Annotated in this window: 15 protein-coding genes; 7 read left to right on the top strand and 8 right to left on the bottom strand. The window is 37.3% G+C overall.

Annotation, left to right across the window (positions count from 1 at the left end; genetic code table 11):
* The 5 genes from AC1DDX_RS09280 to eno all read left to right on the top strand — a co-directional run.
* Window positions 1–602: carbamoyl phosphate synthase small subunit (locus tag AC1DDX_RS09280; RefSeq protein ID WP_477621980.1), on the top strand; the 602-nt coding region annotated here is incomplete at its 5' end.
* A 94-nt stretch (window positions 603–696) separates the two neighbouring features.
* The gene (locus AC1DDX_RS09275) at window positions 697–1467 is read left to right on the top strand and encodes an ABC transporter ATP-binding protein (protein ID WP_172661459.1); all 771 of its coding nucleotides are present in this window, start codon (window positions 697–699) and stop codon (window positions 1465–1467) included.
* A gap of 8 nt (window positions 1468–1475) precedes the next feature.
* Entirely contained in the window at window positions 1476–2570 is a 1095-nt protein-coding gene (locus AC1DDX_RS09270) for an ABC transporter permease (RefSeq protein ID WP_172661460.1), read from the top strand.
* Between the two features lie 145 nt (window positions 2571–2715).
* Window positions 2716–3408, top strand: a complete 693-nt coding sequence (aqpZ, locus tag AC1DDX_RS09265; RefSeq protein WP_172661461.1) for an aquaporin Z — start codon at window positions 2716–2718, stop codon at window positions 3406–3408.
* 174 nt (window positions 3409–3582) lie between these two features.
* Window positions 3583–4878, top strand: a complete 1296-nt coding sequence (eno, locus tag AC1DDX_RS09260; RefSeq protein ID WP_477621979.1) for a phosphopyruvate hydratase — start codon at window positions 3583–3585, stop codon at window positions 4876–4878.
* 82 nt (window positions 4879–4960) lie between these two features.
* Here eno and AC1DDX_RS09255 read toward each other — a convergent pair whose 3' ends face one another.
* Complete coding sequence (locus AC1DDX_RS09255; RefSeq protein WP_337717195.1) at window positions 4961–5950, bottom strand: nucleoside hydrolase; 990 nt, start codon at window positions 5948–5950, stop codon at window positions 4961–4963.
* A 171-nt stretch (window positions 5951–6121) separates the two neighbouring features.
* Between AC1DDX_RS09255 and AC1DDX_RS09250 the strand changes: the two genes are divergently transcribed.
* Entirely contained in the window at window positions 6122–6421 is a 300-nt protein-coding gene (locus tag AC1DDX_RS09250) for an FtsB family cell division protein (protein WP_172661464.1), read from the top strand.
* On the opposite strand, the gene AC1DDX_RS09245 is transcribed toward AC1DDX_RS09250, so the two are convergent.
* Together AC1DDX_RS09245 and AC1DDX_RS09240 are read right to left on the bottom strand one after the other, a co-directional pair.
* Window positions 6418–7029 carry a trimeric intracellular cation channel family protein gene (locus AC1DDX_RS09245; protein ID WP_337717197.1) on the bottom strand — a complete coding sequence of 204 codons (612 nt, stop codon included), beginning with the start codon at window positions 7027–7029 and terminating at the stop codon, window positions 6418–6420. The genes AC1DDX_RS09250 and AC1DDX_RS09245 overlap by 4 nt on opposite strands.
* A gap of 9 nt (window positions 7030–7038) precedes the next feature.
* A complete protein-coding gene (locus AC1DDX_RS09240; RefSeq protein ID WP_337717199.1) occupies window positions 7039–9123 on the bottom strand; it encodes a hypothetical protein in 2085 nt (694 codons plus the stop codon).
* Between the two features lie 83 nt (window positions 9124–9206).
* Between AC1DDX_RS09240 and AC1DDX_RS09235 the strand changes: the two genes are divergently transcribed.
* Window positions 9207–9941 (top strand): L,D-transpeptidase family protein, encoded by a 735-nt coding sequence (locus AC1DDX_RS09235; RefSeq protein WP_337717200.1) that lies wholly within the window; start codon window positions 9207–9209, stop codon window positions 9939–9941.
* Between the two features lie 53 nt (window positions 9942–9994).
* Here AC1DDX_RS09235 and fabG read toward each other — a convergent pair whose 3' ends face one another.
* The 5 genes from fabG to AC1DDX_RS09210 form a co-directional block, all read right to left on the bottom strand.
* Window positions 9995–10738, bottom strand: coding sequence for a 3-oxoacyl-[acyl-carrier-protein] reductase (fabG, locus tag AC1DDX_RS09230; RefSeq protein WP_172661468.1), 744 nt, complete (start codon window positions 10736–10738; stop codon window positions 9995–9997).
* 53 nt (window positions 10739–10791) lie between these two features.
* Window positions 10792–11856: an agmatine deiminase family protein gene (locus AC1DDX_RS09225; protein ID WP_172661469.1), complete on the bottom strand. Its 1065-nt coding sequence runs from the start codon at window positions 11854–11856 to the stop codon at window positions 10792–10794.
* Between the two features lie 9 nt (window positions 11857–11865).
* Window positions 11866–12741, bottom strand: a complete 876-nt coding sequence (locus tag AC1DDX_RS09220; RefSeq protein ID WP_337717202.1) for a carbon-nitrogen hydrolase — start codon at window positions 12739–12741, stop codon at window positions 11866–11868.
* 74 nt (window positions 12742–12815) lie between these two features.
* Window positions 12816–13079 carry a cysteine-rich CWC family protein gene (locus AC1DDX_RS09215; RefSeq protein ID WP_246269603.1) on the bottom strand — a complete coding sequence of 88 codons (264 nt, stop codon included), beginning with the start codon at window positions 13077–13079 and terminating at the stop codon, window positions 12816–12818.
* A gap of 232 nt (window positions 13080–13311) precedes the next feature.
* Window positions 13312–15629: ribonucleoside-diphosphate reductase subunit alpha (locus AC1DDX_RS09210; RefSeq protein ID WP_477621978.1), on the bottom strand; the 2318-nt coding region annotated here is incomplete at its 5' end.

The following is a 15629-nucleotide window of genomic DNA, read 5'->3' as shown; positions in this document are numbered from 1 at the left end:
ATTTCTATGGTTCACCTGATGCTACCTATAAAATAGCAGCATTAGATTTGGGTATCAAGAAAAACATTTTACGCAACTTCGACGACAGGGATATTTATGTTCAGGTTTTCCCTGCTAAAACTACTTTCGAGGAAATGGACAAATGGGGTGCTGATGGTTATTTTATTTCTAATGGACCTGGTGATCCTTCGGCAATGCCGTATGCTATTGAAACTGTTACAAAAATATTAGCTGCTGACAAACCTCTTTTTGGAATATGCTTAGGGCATCAATTACTTGCAGAAGCAAATGGAATTGGCACCATGAAAATGTTCAACGGCCACAGGGGCTTAAATCATCCAGTTAAAAATATCATTAAAAATCATTGCGAAGTAACTTCACAAAACCATGGTTTTGGAGTTATCCCTGAAGATGTTAGAAAATCAGAAAAGGTAGAGATTACCCACATTAATTTAAATGATCAGTCTATAGAAGGTATCCGTATGAAAGGCAAAAAAGCATTTTCAGTTCAATACCACCCTGAATCATCTCCAGGCCCACATGATTCACGTTACCTTTTCGACGACTTTATAAGTATGATTAAGAACGAATTGGCCTGGTAATATTCACCGGTTCAAAATTATCATTTTACCGACATTTTAGAAGGTTTAGCAGAATAGCGTTTTCTATTCCTCTAAACCTTCTTACATTTATAACATGGATAAAACAAATGCCATTATCAGTGTAAAAGAACTGGTAAAAAAGTATGACGATTTCACTGCTGTGCAAGGCATTAGCTTTGAAGTTTATGAAAATGAAATATTTGGTCTTTTAGGGCCAAATGGGGCAGGAAAAACCACCACACTTGAAATTATCGAGACCCTTCGCGAAAAAACTTCAGGAGAGATTATTGTTGATGGCTATTCTGTAGACAAAGATGCCAACAAAATTAAAAGGATTATAGGCGTACAATTACAGGCAGCCGGTTATTACCCAAACCTAAATCTGGTTGAGTTAATGGAATTGTTTTCTGGTCTGTATGGCGTAGACATCAAACCGATGGAAATGCTTGAAAAGGTAAATCTTCAGGACAAAGCAAAAGCTAAATATAAAGCGCTGTCAGGCGGACAGAAACAGCGTTTTTCTATAGCCACAACACTTATTAACTCTCCTAAAATTATTTTCCTTGATGAACCTACTACCGGATTAGATCCTCAGGCACGCCGAAATTTATGGGATTTAATTATTGATATAAGAAATAACGGAACAACAGTAGTGATCACCACACACTATATGGACGAAGCAGAACAACTTTGTGATCGTGTTGCTTTTGTTGAACGTGGAGAGATCATCGCTTTAGATACGCCTGATAATCTGATAGACAATCTGATCAATAGTGGTTTTGAACGTACTAAAGAAGTTAAAAAGGCCAACCTCGAGGACGTTTTCATAAACCTGACAGGCAAAGAATGGCGCGAGGATAATTAATAAAGAACATGAGCAAACCTTACAATAATACTAAAGCTACGCTGGCCCTTGCAAAAGCAAGTTTCCGTTCTATTATGCGCAGCCCTTCAGCAGTTGTTTTTACACTTGCTTTTCCACTAATCTTCATTCTTGTTTTCGGCTTTTTAGGACGCGGAGGTGTTAAGGTTGACTTAGCCATTGCGTCAGGATCGGATTTACAAAATCCTATTATTAAAGCACTGGAACAAATCAGTGTTGTTCATATCATAAAGGATAAAGATCCTGCGGAATTAAAAACAGGACTTGAGAAAGGAAATATAGACGCTGTTATTAACGTTCAAAAAAACACTGAGGATAATACACCGGCTTACCTTGCCAATGTTCAATACACATCTGCTTCTTTAGACAAAGGAACTATACTTAAATCGGTGTTAAACAACCTGATGTATACTTTAAATTCAAAAGATGTAAAACCTACCATTGCGCAATTAAATGAAAGTACTGTTCAGGGTAGAATTTACCGCACCATTGATTTTATCCTGCCCGGACAACTTGGCTTTTCTTTATTAAGCACAGGTGTATTTGGAACAGCATTTGTATTTTTCAGTTTAAGACAAACCTTAGTTATTAAACGCTTCTTTGCAACACCGGTTAGCAGGGCAAGTATTGTATTTGGCGAAGGTATTGCAAGAATAGGTTTTGCGCTTTGTGGTGCAGTATTTATTATACTTATTGGCCATTTCTTTTTCCATTTCACCTTAATTCACGGTATCATCACGGTGTTGAATATGCTTTTACTTGCAATTATGGGCCTCATCGTTTTTATGGGCTTTGGTTTTGTAGTTTCCGGAATAGCAAAAAGCGAAAGTACTATACCCCCGATTTCAAATATTATAACATTGCCTCAATTTCTGCTGTCAGGCACTTTCTTTTCTATAGATGCATTTCCATCATGGCTTCAACCAATAAGTCGTGCATTACCTTTAACTTACCTTAATGATGCCATGAGAAAGGTAGCTTTTGAGGGAGCTGGCTTATGGGATGTAAAACATCAGATTCTTATTATGATAATTTGGGGCATCGGCGTATATGCCGTTGCTGTTAAGGTGTTTAAGTGGGAGTAATCCTCTGACAATCTGTACTTTTTCCTAGGAAAATTGAATAATTGTTTTTAAATTTCATTATAAAAACAAACATTCTTCTATTAATTTATTAACCAGGTAGTAAGAAAACCAAACCTTCATTACCACTAAACTAAATTAAACTCGTATGAAAAAACTAGCAGCAGAATTTATCGGTACATTTTGGCTCGTACTTGGCGGTTGCGGTAGCGCCGTTTTAGCCTGTAATTATCCAGGTGCAGGCATTGGCTTTGCAGGGGTAGCACTCGCCTTCGGACTAACAGTAGTAACTATTGCTTATGCTCTTGGTCATATTTCCGGGGCACATCTAAACCCGGCAGTTTCAATTGGTTTATGGATCGGCGGACGCTTTGATGGAAAGGATTTGGTGCCCTACATTATTTCACAGGTTCTTGGCGGTATTGTGGCTGCGGGTGTGTTATACGTTATCGCTACTGGAAATGGCAATCCTATTGGTGGATTTGCTTCCAATGGCTATGGAGATTTATCACCCGGAAAATATAGTATGACAGCAGCGTTGGTTACCGAAGTGGTAATGACCTTCATTTTTTTAATCATTATATTAGGTGCAACAGATGACAGAGCTCCCAAAGGATTTGCCGGATTAGCGATTGGCCTTGGGCTAACATTAATACACCTGATCAGCATACCTGTAACCAATACTTCAGTTAATCCTGCAAGAAGTACAAGCCAGGCGCTTTTTGTTGGCGGTGAAGCACTAAGTCAGCTTTGGTTATTTTGGGTTGCACCTATAGTTGGTGCCATTTTAGCCGGAATAGTTTATAAAGCTATCTTTGCGGCTAAGAGCGAAACTACATAAACTTAACTGACTAAAAAACAATACAATAACAGCAAAACAATTAAATATTCACCAATGAAAAAGTCGTAATTAAATTAATTACGACTTTTTTGCGTTTAATTTTTAACTTTGGATATCGCCTTAGTAATTGTAAATTTTACACTAAGGGTTATTTACAAATAAAAACCAATAAAAATGAGTTTAATAATTGATGTTCATGCGCGGCAAATACTTGACTCCCGCGGCAATCCTACGATCGAAGTAGATGTAATTACAGAAACTGGTATCCTTGGTCGTGCGGCAGTACCATCAGGAGCTTCTTCTGGTATGCACGAAGCTGTGGAGTTAAGAGATGGTGATAAAAAAGTTTACTTAGGTAAAGGTGTTTTAAAGGCCGTTGCCAATGTGAATGATAAAATTGCTGATGAATTAAAAGGTATTGACGTATTTGAACAAAATGCTATCGATAGCTTAATGATCAAGCTTGATGGAACAGAAAACAAAGGAAATCTTGGTGCTAATGCTATTTTAGGTGTTTCTTTAGCGGTTGCTAAAGCTGCAGCTCAAGAAAGTCGTCAGCCTTTATACCGTTATATTGGAGGTGTTAATGCTAACATTCTGCCTATCCCGATGATGAACATCGTAAACGGTGGTTCTCACTCTGATGCTCCTATCGCTTTTCAGGAATTTATGATCATGCCTGTTGGCGCATCTTCATTCTCTGAAGCGTTAAGATGGGGAACAGAAGTATTTCACAACTTAAAAGCTATTTTGCATGACAGAGGTCTTTCAACAGCTGTAGGTGACGAAGGTGGATTTGCTCCAACTTTTGATGGTACTGAAGATGCCGTTGAAACCATTATTAAAGCTATTGAAAAAGCAGGTTACAAAGCTGGTGAGCAAATCTTTTTAGCATTTGACTGTGCTGCTTCTGAGTTCTATAAAGATGGTAAATACGACTACACTAAATTTGAAGGTGATAAAGGAGCTATCCGCACAAGTGCTGAGCAAGCTGATTATCTCGCATCTTTAACCGAAAAATATCCAATTATCTCTATTGAAGATGGAATGGATGAAAACGATTGGGATGGCTGGAAAATGTTAACTGATAAAATTGGCGATAGAGTTCAGCTTGTAGGTGATGATTTGTTTGTTACAAATGTAACTCGCTTGCAATCGGGAATCGACAAAAAAACGGCTAATTCAATCTTAGTGAAAGTAAATCAGATTGGTTCATTAACTGAAACCATCAATGCTGTTTCTTTAGCTCAAACTAATGGCTATACCTCAGTAATGAGTCATAGAAGTGGTGAAACTGAAGATACTACCATTGCAGATCTTGCAGTTGCATTAAACTGTGGTCAGATTAAAACAGGTTCAGCTTCTCGTTCAGACAGGATTGCAAAATACAATCAATTGTTACGTATTGAAGAAGAATTAGGTGCTGCAGCACGTTTTATTGGTAAAGATTTCAAATTCCTAAAGAAATAAATATCTTATATATATACTTTAAGATAAAATTTCAATAACAAACAACCCCATTACCCAGAAGTATTGGGGTTGTTTGTTAATATCAATTACCAGGCTCATACAACATTAAATTTTCAATTATTGTAGAAATCTTTTCATAAGGATATTTATGAGCTAGAAAATAATGTCCGGCATTAATATCCGCATCCCATCGATTAGATCCATCTTTATATACGATAAACTTCCCTGGACCGTTTACATAAAAATATTTTTCTGGATTTCTGACTGCACATAAAACTGCTGTTTGATCCCAAGATGGCCTATTGCTTAGTAGATTTTTATCATAAGTTGCTAAGTTATATTGATATGCCCATGCGGCAGGATTTTTACTAATATTTTGCTTTGCCACTTTTCCACCTGTAAGTATCTTATCTCCAATTTCAAAACCACTCAGCAATATCGGTTTCGGCCATCTACTAAAAGCTTCATAAGCCGCTTCCTTATGTTCATTTACATTAAATTCAACCCCATTTGGTATAATTCCAGCCATCGCGACCCAATTTTTCACTTTCTTTTTAACAAGGTCCATTCCCGAAAGGTTGGAAAATTTATCGGGCTTTGAGTTGAGAAGCTCTGCTATATTAGAGGTAAAGCCAACTGTAACTATCGTTACGCTATTGTCTTCCTGCCTGGCCAATACTTTTCGATAAACTTCTAAAGCATTGGGATATTCAGTGGGCTTTTTCTTAAGAAAATGTAAAACCAGCGAATCATTCCAATTATTATGGGCTATGAAGCCCGGGGCTTTTGCAGATGCTATGCCTATCGGAATATTGGGTTTGCCAAAATATTGATTAAAAATTTCTATAGTCGGTGCAACAGAAGCATGGCTATCACTGGATACTGTAGCAAGTATCTCACATTCGCCTTTAGCAGCCAATGCGTGCAAAACTGTTATTGCGCCTACATCATCAAAATCTGGCCCCATATCTGTGTCGAAGATGATCCTAGGTTTTCTATCCGCTTTCCCGTGTTCAACGATAAAGCCACAAAAAATGCAAAACACCAATAACGAGCAGAGAATTACTTTCATACATATATTAATTAACCTCCATACAATATCTGATCTTTTATCTAATACCTTACTATTGAAACACATAAATTACGACCAGCTAAAACCAACATGTTAATAAGTGGATAATACCCATTTGAATAAAAGGCAAAGGTTTTAAATCTTCGGGTGTTATTTTATATATTTGTCCATATGAATCGTTTTCTAGAACTTTTACGTAACAAATACTTCCTGAGCGTAGCTGCATTCGTTGTATGGATGTTATTTTTCGATAAAAACGATGTAATAGCACAATACGAATACAGATCGCAAGTAAGCAAGCTTCAGGAGGAAAAGGATTTTTATGTAAAGGAAATTGCTAAGGTCAAGAAAGATCTTAACGAATTAAATACAGATCTAAATACAGCAGAGAAATTTGCCCGCGAAAAGTACTTTATGAAAAAAGATAATGAAGACGTTTTTGTGATCATCAATGAAGCCCCAAAAGACTAATAGCCGAATTTAGGCAACGTAACTTTATATCTTACCACTACTATTCTTATTGTAAAAATAAACGCAATTACGGTAACCTTTGCCAGGTCTTCTTTCAAGTTAAAATATAGAAGAGTAAAATATAATATTCCTCCCATAATGCAGGCGGTGGCATAAACTTCTTTTCTGAATATTACAGGGATGGTATTTAATAGCGTATCTCTTATTATACCTCCAAAGCATCCTGTAATGGTACCTAGGGCGATACAAATACCCGGACTTAAACCAAAAATAATTCCTTTCTGAATACCCAGCATTGTAAAAAGACCAAGCCCTAAAGAATCGAACAAAAAAAGAGTTACTTTAAATTTCTTGATATGTGTTTTAAAAAAGACCGTAGCAATTGAGGTCAGCAAGATCAACAAGCAATAATTTACATCCCTCATCCATGCAACAGGAGTATCCCCTAGCAACAAATCGCGCACGGTTCCTCCACCAATAGATGTTACAAAAGCGATGATAAGTACCCCGAAAGGATCTAATCTTCTTTGCATGGCTGCAAAAGAGCCAGATATCGCAAAAGAGATAGTCCCCAAGATCTCAATGGCATCCATGGTATTTATTTGCATACTTTGCGCTTAAATTTCTCCGTTTCTTTTTCTTAAAAACCACTCCAGGGTTAGCAACATAACTATCAATGCAAACACCCACTTAAAGTTAATCAATTCCTCATATTTACGGTCTTCGTAACTCAGGGTTTTTACCTGTTCATTGGCTTCAATATCTTTTAAAATCTGCGATAAGTTCTGCGGCATATACATCTTACCGCCCGTTTGCATAGCCATTGTATTAAGCAGCTGATGATTTGCGATAGTTAGCTGATATTCTGCAACAAGTGTATTTACATAAAAAACTCCTTGCGCAGTGTGTTTTTTACCCCCAAGGTTAGTTGTGGCTGTATAAGTATAATTTCCTGCAGGCAACATCCCTGCATCAAGCTGATAGGCTGTTTCTGTTCTGGAGAATAGAAAATTATAGACCTTCCCCTCTTCATTCTTTATTTGAATACTCACATCCGGTGTATTTACCGAAACATAACTATCATTATAAAGACCTGCATTAATCGGCACATTTTCATTTTCATCAAAAGTGTTCTTGGCAGTGTAAACTTTAAACTTACGCCTATCATCCTTTGCAGAAACATATTGGACAGCATTTGAAATTAAAGTATTAAAAGCATTTGACTTCTGATCATTTTGAGCCTCTCCCAACCTCCAACGCCATATGCCTTCTCCTATTAAATAACCTGCTTTTTTCCCCTCGGCGTTCATAAAAAACAATTGTGGCGATTCAGTCTTGATCTTGCCTATTCGCTGTTTTAAAGCCACTAATGCCGTTCCGTTTATTCTTACCTCCCCAAAAGGAGCTTGAAGAGGATCAAATCCTTCAATTTGTTTATCGAATGTCGCGCTCATTTCAAAGGCAGTAAATCCAGTATTAGCAACAGCAAAAGCCTCTTGCAAAGTATTATTGCTTCCATTAAAATTTACAGCACTTTGCATCTTATTAAACGCGTACAAATTACTTTGAGCGCCCAAGATGTACCACAACGGCACATTACTTTGCTGAACCTTATTAATAAATGTACCCCCGTCATTTTGAAGAGCCGGAAACTGGTACAGAATAATTAAACTATAGTCCTTTGGATTAATCACACTCAGATCGTCTCCCAAAGCAATTTTCAAATCATAATGTTTGTTTATGGAAATGGCCTGTTTTAATGCTGCAATGTCGGGGTGCGGGCCAGCAGAGGCAATCAATATTTTTTGCCTTGCATCAATTACCTCAATAAAAATACTTTGTGCGTTGTTACGTTCAGATATCTCATTTTTTAACGGGCTGAGTTGAATGGTATATTTTTGAAGTCCTAACCTCGAAGCCTTTAACTTAATAGGAATATTCTTTACAAATGCATTTGAATTAATCTGAATCTGCTCATCGTAAATCTTTTTTCCTCCCTCCATAACTAAAACCCTCGACATTTCACCCTTACTTTCAAAGGCTTGTACCTGAACCTCAAGCGTAAATTCATTATCAAGATAAACCAGGCTGTTGTGATTTACGTTCGAAATCATTAAATCCTTTTTCGGAATCGTATCCCCCAATGCAATGGTATAAACCGGAGCTTTAAGTTTGTTTAAATCATAAAGTGGGCTTCCCCCGCGATTAAAAATACCATCTGAGGCCAAAATAACTGACCCCACATTCCGATTTAATAATTCATCGTTTAACTGATTGATGAACTTCGAAGCGTTACTTACCTGCCCCTTATTTTTGAAATCATAGCCGGATTTCACGCTGTCACTGAAATTATAGACTTTAACTTCATACTTTTCCGACAGCTTATCGGCTAAGGCCTGCATGTCCTTCTCATACTGTTGCTTATTAAAGCCATTAGGTTCAATAGCTCCAACCGACAGTGAATTATCCTGCCCAATAACAATAACAGGTTTTTCGAGATTATACGAGACGCTTCTTACCAAAGGAAAGAATAGCAATGCAGTTATTACCGTTACTGCAACGGTGCGTATAACGAACAATCCATAACGCAGCCGTTTATCTAAATGTTCCGTTTTACGGTACAATAACCAGGCGAAAAGAATACCTGCAAGCAAGCATCCCAGTAAAGCCAATAAAATGTATAAGCTAAAAGAATCGTTCATACGTATTTGGGTAAAGATGCTAAATTTTAAAATGCTCGCACAATTTTATATAAGTTTGTTCATAGTAAAACTAACGCCTTACAATGAAAAGCTATTTTTACATTATTCTTCTAATGATTATGTCTACATCCTTACTGGCCCAATCTAATTTCAAAGCACAGCAATTAACATTTGAGCGCGTGAAACAAGCCTATGGTGAGAAGTGGAATAGCCTGCAAAAAGAGCTTAAAAAAGATCAAATAACCGGAAAGTTCAGTTTATATATAGCCGCTTATAAAGCTGAAAGAAAGTTAGAGATTTGGTTAAAAGAGAATAACCAAAAACAATACAAGTTGTTCAAAGTATACCCCTTTTGTCAGCACTCAGGTGTTCTGGGTCCTAAATTAAAGGAGGGAGATCTGCAAATCCCCGAGGGGTTCTATTACATCACCGCGTTTAATCCTCTAAGCAATTTCCACTTGTCTTTAGGAATAAATTACCCTAACAGTATTGATTTGCTAAGAAGTGCGAATGAAAAACCGGGCAGCGACATTTACATTCATGGAAAATGTGAAACTGTTGGATGTATTCCTATAACAGACGACAAGATAAAAGAGGTTTATGTGCTAGCCACTGAGGCACGAAATGGAGGACAAAATCAAATCCCGGTTCACATCTATCCGTTTAAAATAACTGATACTAATCTCAATAAATACCTGGCACAATTTCCACAACACAAAGCTTTCTGGATAAACCTTCAGCAAGGGTATAATTATTTTGAAAAATACAGGCGAGTGCCACAGGTGATAGAGCTTACTAATGCCTATCAATTTAAATAAAAAGGGGTGCCAGAAATCAATTCCGACACCCCTTGTAGATTTTTATTTTAAGCTTACAGCATTCCGCCGCAAACTGACAATACCTGTCCGGTAACATAAGAACTCATATCAGATGCAAGAAATACGCATGCATTCGCTACATCTTCAGTCTCACCTGCTCTTTTCAAAGGAATACCTTCTTCCCAACCCTGTACTACTTTAGGATCTAACACGTCTGTCATTTCAGTACGGATAAAGCCAGGAGCAATAACATTGGTGCGGATATTACGTGACCCTAATTCCTTAGCCAGCGATTTAGAGAATCCAATTATACCTGCTTTAGACGCAGCATAATTAGCTTGCCCGGCATTTCCTTGAACACCTACTACAGAACTCATGTTAATGATAGATCCCTTGCGTGCTTTCATCATCACCTTAGAAGCCGCCTTAGACACATTAAATACAGATTTCAAGTTTACATTAATTACTTCATCCCAGTTCTCCTCACTCATTCGCATCAATAAACCATCTTTCGTTATACCTGCATTATTTACTACAATGTCTAATGCACCAAAATCAGCTACAATATCATTGATCAGCTTCTCTGCTTCATCAAATTTAGAAGCATCAGAGCGATATCCTTTTACCTTTGTACCAAAACTTTGCAACTCTTGTTCTAAAGCCTCACCCTTTTCTACTGATGATAAATAAGTAAAAGCCACATTAGCTCCATGCTCTGCAAACTTTTCCGCTATTTTGCGGCCAATTCCTTTAGATGCACCTGTAACAAGTGCTGTTTTTCCTTCTAATAACTTCATCTGTATTTCTTGTTTGGTTATATTCAATTAATTATATCAATTATAAAAAGCGATTAGATTGCCGGTTCTTGTTGACTAAGGCAATGAAAACTTCCTAATCCCCAAATAATATCTGTAGAGTCAATTCCTACAACTTTTCTATCCGGAAAAACGCCTCGTATAATTTCTAAAGCTTTTTCATCATTCACATCTCTAAAAGTGGGCACAATTACCGCAGCATTTGCAATATAAAAATTTGCATATGATGCAGGTAACCTGGTATCCTCGTGTATTACCGGCGAAGGCATTGGCAATTTCACAATATTCAAAGGTTTCCCGTTTAATAATCGTAAAGTCTTTAATGTCTCCAGGTTCTCCTGTAACAGCAGATAATTTTCATCCAGAGGATTACTTTCCACAACTGTTAAAACGGTGTCCTCGTTAACAAAACGGGTAATGTCGTCAATATGGCCATCTGTATCATCCCCAACTATTCCATCTCCTAACCACAACACCTGTTCAGCGCCATAAAATTCTTTTAGGTACTCTTCAATCTGCTCCTTATTTAAATGAGGATTTCTGTTTTCATTTAATAAACAAGCCGTTGTTGTAAGTATTGTTCCTGCCCCATTAAATTCAACAGATCCGCCCTCCATCACAATATCAGGATGATAAACAGATAAATTAAAATGTTCAGCTATTTTGGTTGGGATTACGTCATCAAGATCATACGGAGGATATTTGCCCCCCCACGCATTATATCCCCAATCCACAATTGCTTTTTTCCCGGTTGGCTTATTTAATAAAAAAGCCGGTCCATGATCTCTGCACCAGGCATCATTGCTTGGATTAAAATAAAACTCTATCTGAGTTAAATCAGCCCCCACCTTTTCCAATTCAGAAATAGCAAAAGCTTTAGTCTCCTCATTGTTAATATTAATCCTAACTTTTTCACCTGTTGCCACGATTTTAATAAACTGGCAATAAGGTTCATATATAGTTTCAATCTTACCTGGCCATGATTCTTCCTTATGGGGCCAACTTAACCATGTTGCATCATGTTTTTCCCATTCAGCAGGAAAGCTAAAGCCTAATTTTTTCGGACTGCTGTTAAATATTACTTCGTTAAATGATGACATTTTTAAATCTTAATCTTCGTCAATAAATCTTTTAGTAATTGGCTGATAAGAATCTATTCTACGATCTCTTAAGAAGGGCCAATGTTTACGAAAGAAATCAGACTCAGATAAATCTATTTCTACTACTTTAGTTTCTTCATTATCATGTGAACCCAAATAAAGCAATTTACCCTGAGCATTTGTTGCAAAACTTCCACCCCAGAACTTCATGGCTCCATCTTGTTCAAGTCCAACACGGTTTACACTCACCACAGGTACTCCATTGGCAACAGCGTGAGAACGCTGAATAGTCTGCCATGCATTATATTGATCCTTATTTGTTTCCTCATCCTGATCTGTAGCCCAACCTATAGCTGTTGGATAAAACATAATCTCTGCACCCATCAAAGCAGTAATACGTGACGCTTCAGGATACCACTGATCCCAGCAGATTAAGATACCGATTTTAGCAAATTTGGTTTGAAAAACCTTATAACCTAAATCACCCGGAGTGAAGTAAAACTTCTCATAAAAAGCAGGATCATCAGGAATATGCATTTTACGGTACTTGCCAAGATAAGTTCCATCAGCATCTAAAACAGCTGTTGTATTGTGATACAGGCCCGCTGTACGCTTCTCGAATAAAGAAGCAATAATCACTACGCCCAATTCTTTAGCAATGACTTGTAAAGCATCTGTGGAAGGACCGGGAATAGCCTCAGCCAAGTTGAAGTTGTCATAATCTTCAACATCACAAAAGTAAAGGGAAGTAAAAAGTTCTTGCAAACACACAATTTGTGCACCTTTTGCTGCTGCTTCCCTGATTTTTAAAATTGCTTTATCTAAATTTTCTTGTTTATTACTGGTACAGCTCATCTGCACCAATCCAACTTGTACTTTTGCCATTCTTTGTTAACAAATAATTTGACGCAAAGTTAGCCAAAAAAAATAAAAGATAGGAGGCTCAAAACCAGCTATACTTATGAAGCAACGGCATCCCTGTACTCCTGCTGAAGCTCAAAAAGACATTTAGCGCATAAACAACCATCGTGTAATTCGCTAATGTACTGTACCTCATTTAAGTCCAGCTGTACAACACTACACTGGCATTTAGTGTACGAGTTAGCTTTACACTCTATTGGTGTACCACAACGTTCGCAGGGTATGATTTCGTGTTTAGCCATTAACCACAAAGATACAAGATCAGAAACTAATGGCTCCTGATTGCCTGTTAAAAATGACAAATAGAATATTAAACATAAACCTCGTTGCAAATTATATTAAGAATGAAAAAAGAATTTTGTTAGACAATAGTCTAACCAAGTCTAAGAAGAGTCTGACTTGAGTCTGAGGTGAGTCTTATCTGTTTGCATCTCCAACTAGATTCCTACATGGTTAAATTCAGGATGAGGAAGCACAAAAAAAGAGCAGGTATTTGGTACCTGCTCTTTAAATATATTAATTATTAAATTATTATTAACCTGAACAGCTGATGCATCCTTCTTCCATTGAACAAACCGGTCCTTCAACAATCTCTTCGGCACTTTGTTCAATATGCTCAGGAATTACAGGCTCCATGTTTTTACCTGCCTGGTTCTCTACTGTAAATTTAACAGCTTGAGAGGCTGCTTGAGTACGTAGATAATACATACCAGTTTTCAATCCTTTTTTCCAAGCATAGAAATGCATTGAAGTTAATTTAGAAGTATTTGGTGCATTAATGAATAAGTTTAGAGATTGAGACTGGCAAATGTAAGCACCTCTGTCGGCAGCCATATCAATAATGCTACGCATTTTTATTTCCCAAACTGTTTTGTACAATTCTTTAATATAGTCAGGAATCTCAGCAATCTCCTGAATAGAACCGTTAGCTAAAATAATTCTGTCTTTCATAGCTGGGGTCCATAAACCTAAAGCTACAAGGTCTTTTAATAAGTGTTTATTAACAACAATAAACTCACCGCTCAATACCCTTCTGGTATAGATATTAGAAGTATATGGTTCAAAACACTCATTGTTACCCAAAATCTGCGAAGTAGAAGCTGTAGGCATTGGCGCAACCAGCAATGAATTGTAAACACCATCTTTAACCACTTTTTCGCGCAAAGTTTCCCAATCCCATCTTCCACTATCTGGTTTCACATTCCAAAGATCGAATTGGAATTTACCTTCAGATAAAGGAGATCCTTTAAATGTTTGGTAAGGGCCGTTTTTAACTGCAAGGTCATGAGAAGCAGTCATTGCAGCAAAATAAATTGTTTCAAAGATTTCTTTGTTCAATTCACGCGCACCTTCACTTTCAAAAGGCAAACGCATTAAAATAAACGCATCGGCTAAACCTTGTACACCTAAACCAATTGGTCTGTGGCGCATGTTTGAATTTCTAGCTTCTTCTACCGGATAATAGTTATAATCGATAATCTTGTTCAGGTTTAAAGTAGCCTGATAAGTAACATCATATAATTTTTGGTGATCAAATTCACCATTAATTACATATCTAGGTAGAGCTAAAGATGCAAGATTACAAACTGCAACTTCATCTTTAGATGTATACTCAATAATTTCAGTACAAAGGTTAGAGCTCTTAATTGTACCCAGATTTTGCTGATTAGATTTGCTATTCGCAGCATCTTTATATAACAAATAAGGTGTACCGGTTTCAATTTGCGAATCAAGGATAGCAAACCATAATTCCTGAGCTTTTATAGTTTTACGAGCTCTTCCTTCTTTTTCATAACGCTCATATAAAGCATCAAACTCTTCGCCAAAGCAATCAGCTAAGCCTGGTGCTTCATGCGGACAGAATAAGCTCCAATCGCCATTCTCTTCCACACGCCTCATGAACAAATCACAAACCCACAGTGCATAGAACAAATCACGCGCACGCAATTCTTCTTTACCGTGGTTTTTGCGCAAGTCTAAGAAGCTCAATACATCAGCATGCCAAGGCTCTAAATAAATTGCAAAAGCACCTTTACGCTTACCTCCACCTTGATCTACATAACGCGCGGTATCGTTAAATACCTTTAGCATTGGTACAATACCATTACTTGTTCCGTTAGTACCACCAATGTAAGATCCGGTAGCACGAATGTTATGGATACTTAAACCAATACCACCGGCACTTTGAGAGATCTTAGCTGTTTGTTTCAATGTATCATAAATACCTTCAATGCTATCATCCTGCATAGTTAACAAGAAGCACGACGACATTTGAGGTTTAGGAGTAGCAGCATTAAATAAGGTTGGCGTAGCATGAGTAAACCAACGCTCGCTCATCAGGTTATACGTAGCTATAGCACTTTCAATATCACCTTTATGGATCCCCACAGACACACGCATAAATAAATGCTGAGGACGTTCAACTATCTGTCCGTCTACCTTTAACAAGTAAGATTTCTCGAGTGTTTTGAACCCGAAATAATCAAACCCAAAATCTCTGTCATATATAATTGTGCTGTCAAGCGTGTCAGCATTTTCTTTAATTACTTCCCAAACATCATCAGCAATAAGAGAGGCTGATTTACCTGTTTTAGAGTCAATATAGTTATACAACATCTCCATCGTTTTAGAGAAAGATTTAGTTGTATTCTTATGAAGGTTAGATACAGCAATACGTGAAGCAAGCAAAGCATAATCCGGATGTTTGGTTGTCAAAGAGGCTGCGGTTTCAGCTGCAAGGTTATCCAATTCAGATGTTGTAACCCCATCATATAAACCTTCAATCACTTTCTTGGCTACATCTATCGGATCTACAAGTTCAGCGTTAAAACCATAGCATAACTTTTCAATAC

The sequence above is a fragment of the Pedobacter sp. 10L46_2 genome (assembly GCF_056395165.1).
The sequence above is the reverse complement of the archived record's forward strand: the minus strand, read 5'-3'. Positions and strand labels throughout refer to the sequence as shown.

Coding starts and splice junctions, on each gene's coding strand:
- aqpZ (WP_172661461.1), top strand. CDS start 2,716: ATGAAAAAACTAGCAGCAGAATTTATCGGTACATTTTGGCTCGTACTT.
- AC1DDX_RS09270 (WP_172661460.1), top strand. CDS start 1,476: ATGAGCAAACCTTACAATAATACTAAAGCTACGCTGGCCCTTGCAAAA.
- AC1DDX_RS09240 (WP_337717199.1), bottom strand. CDS start 9,123: ATGAACGATTCTTTTAGCTTATACATTTTATTGGCTTTACTGGGATGC.
- AC1DDX_RS09225 (WP_172661469.1), bottom strand. CDS start 11,856: ATGTCATCATTTAACGAAGTAATATTTAACAGCAGTCCGAAAAAATTA.
- AC1DDX_RS09220 (WP_337717202.1), bottom strand. CDS start 12,741: ATGGCAAAAGTACAAGTTGGATTGGTGCAGATGAGCTGTACCAGTAAT.
- AC1DDX_RS09235 (WP_337717200.1), top strand. CDS start 9,207: ATGAAAAGCTATTTTTACATTATTCTTCTAATGATTATGTCTACATCC.
- AC1DDX_RS09250 (WP_172661464.1), top strand. CDS start 6,122: ATGAATCGTTTTCTAGAACTTTTACGTAACAAATACTTCCTGAGCGTA.
- fabG (WP_172661468.1), bottom strand. CDS start 10,738: ATGAAGTTATTAGAAGGAAAAACAGCACTTGTTACAGGTGCATCTAAA.
- AC1DDX_RS09255 (WP_337717195.1), bottom strand. CDS start 5,950: ATGAAAGTAATTCTCTGCTCGTTATTGGTGTTTTGCATTTTTTGTGGC.
- eno (WP_477621979.1), top strand. CDS start 3,583: ATGAGTTTAATAATTGATGTTCATGCGCGGCAAATACTTGACTCCCGC.
- AC1DDX_RS09275 (WP_172661459.1), top strand. CDS start 697: ATGGATAAAACAAATGCCATTATCAGTGTAAAAGAACTGGTAAAAAAG.
- AC1DDX_RS09245 (WP_337717197.1), bottom strand. CDS start 7,029: ATGCAAATAAATACCATGGATGCCATTGAGATCTTGGGGACTATCTCT.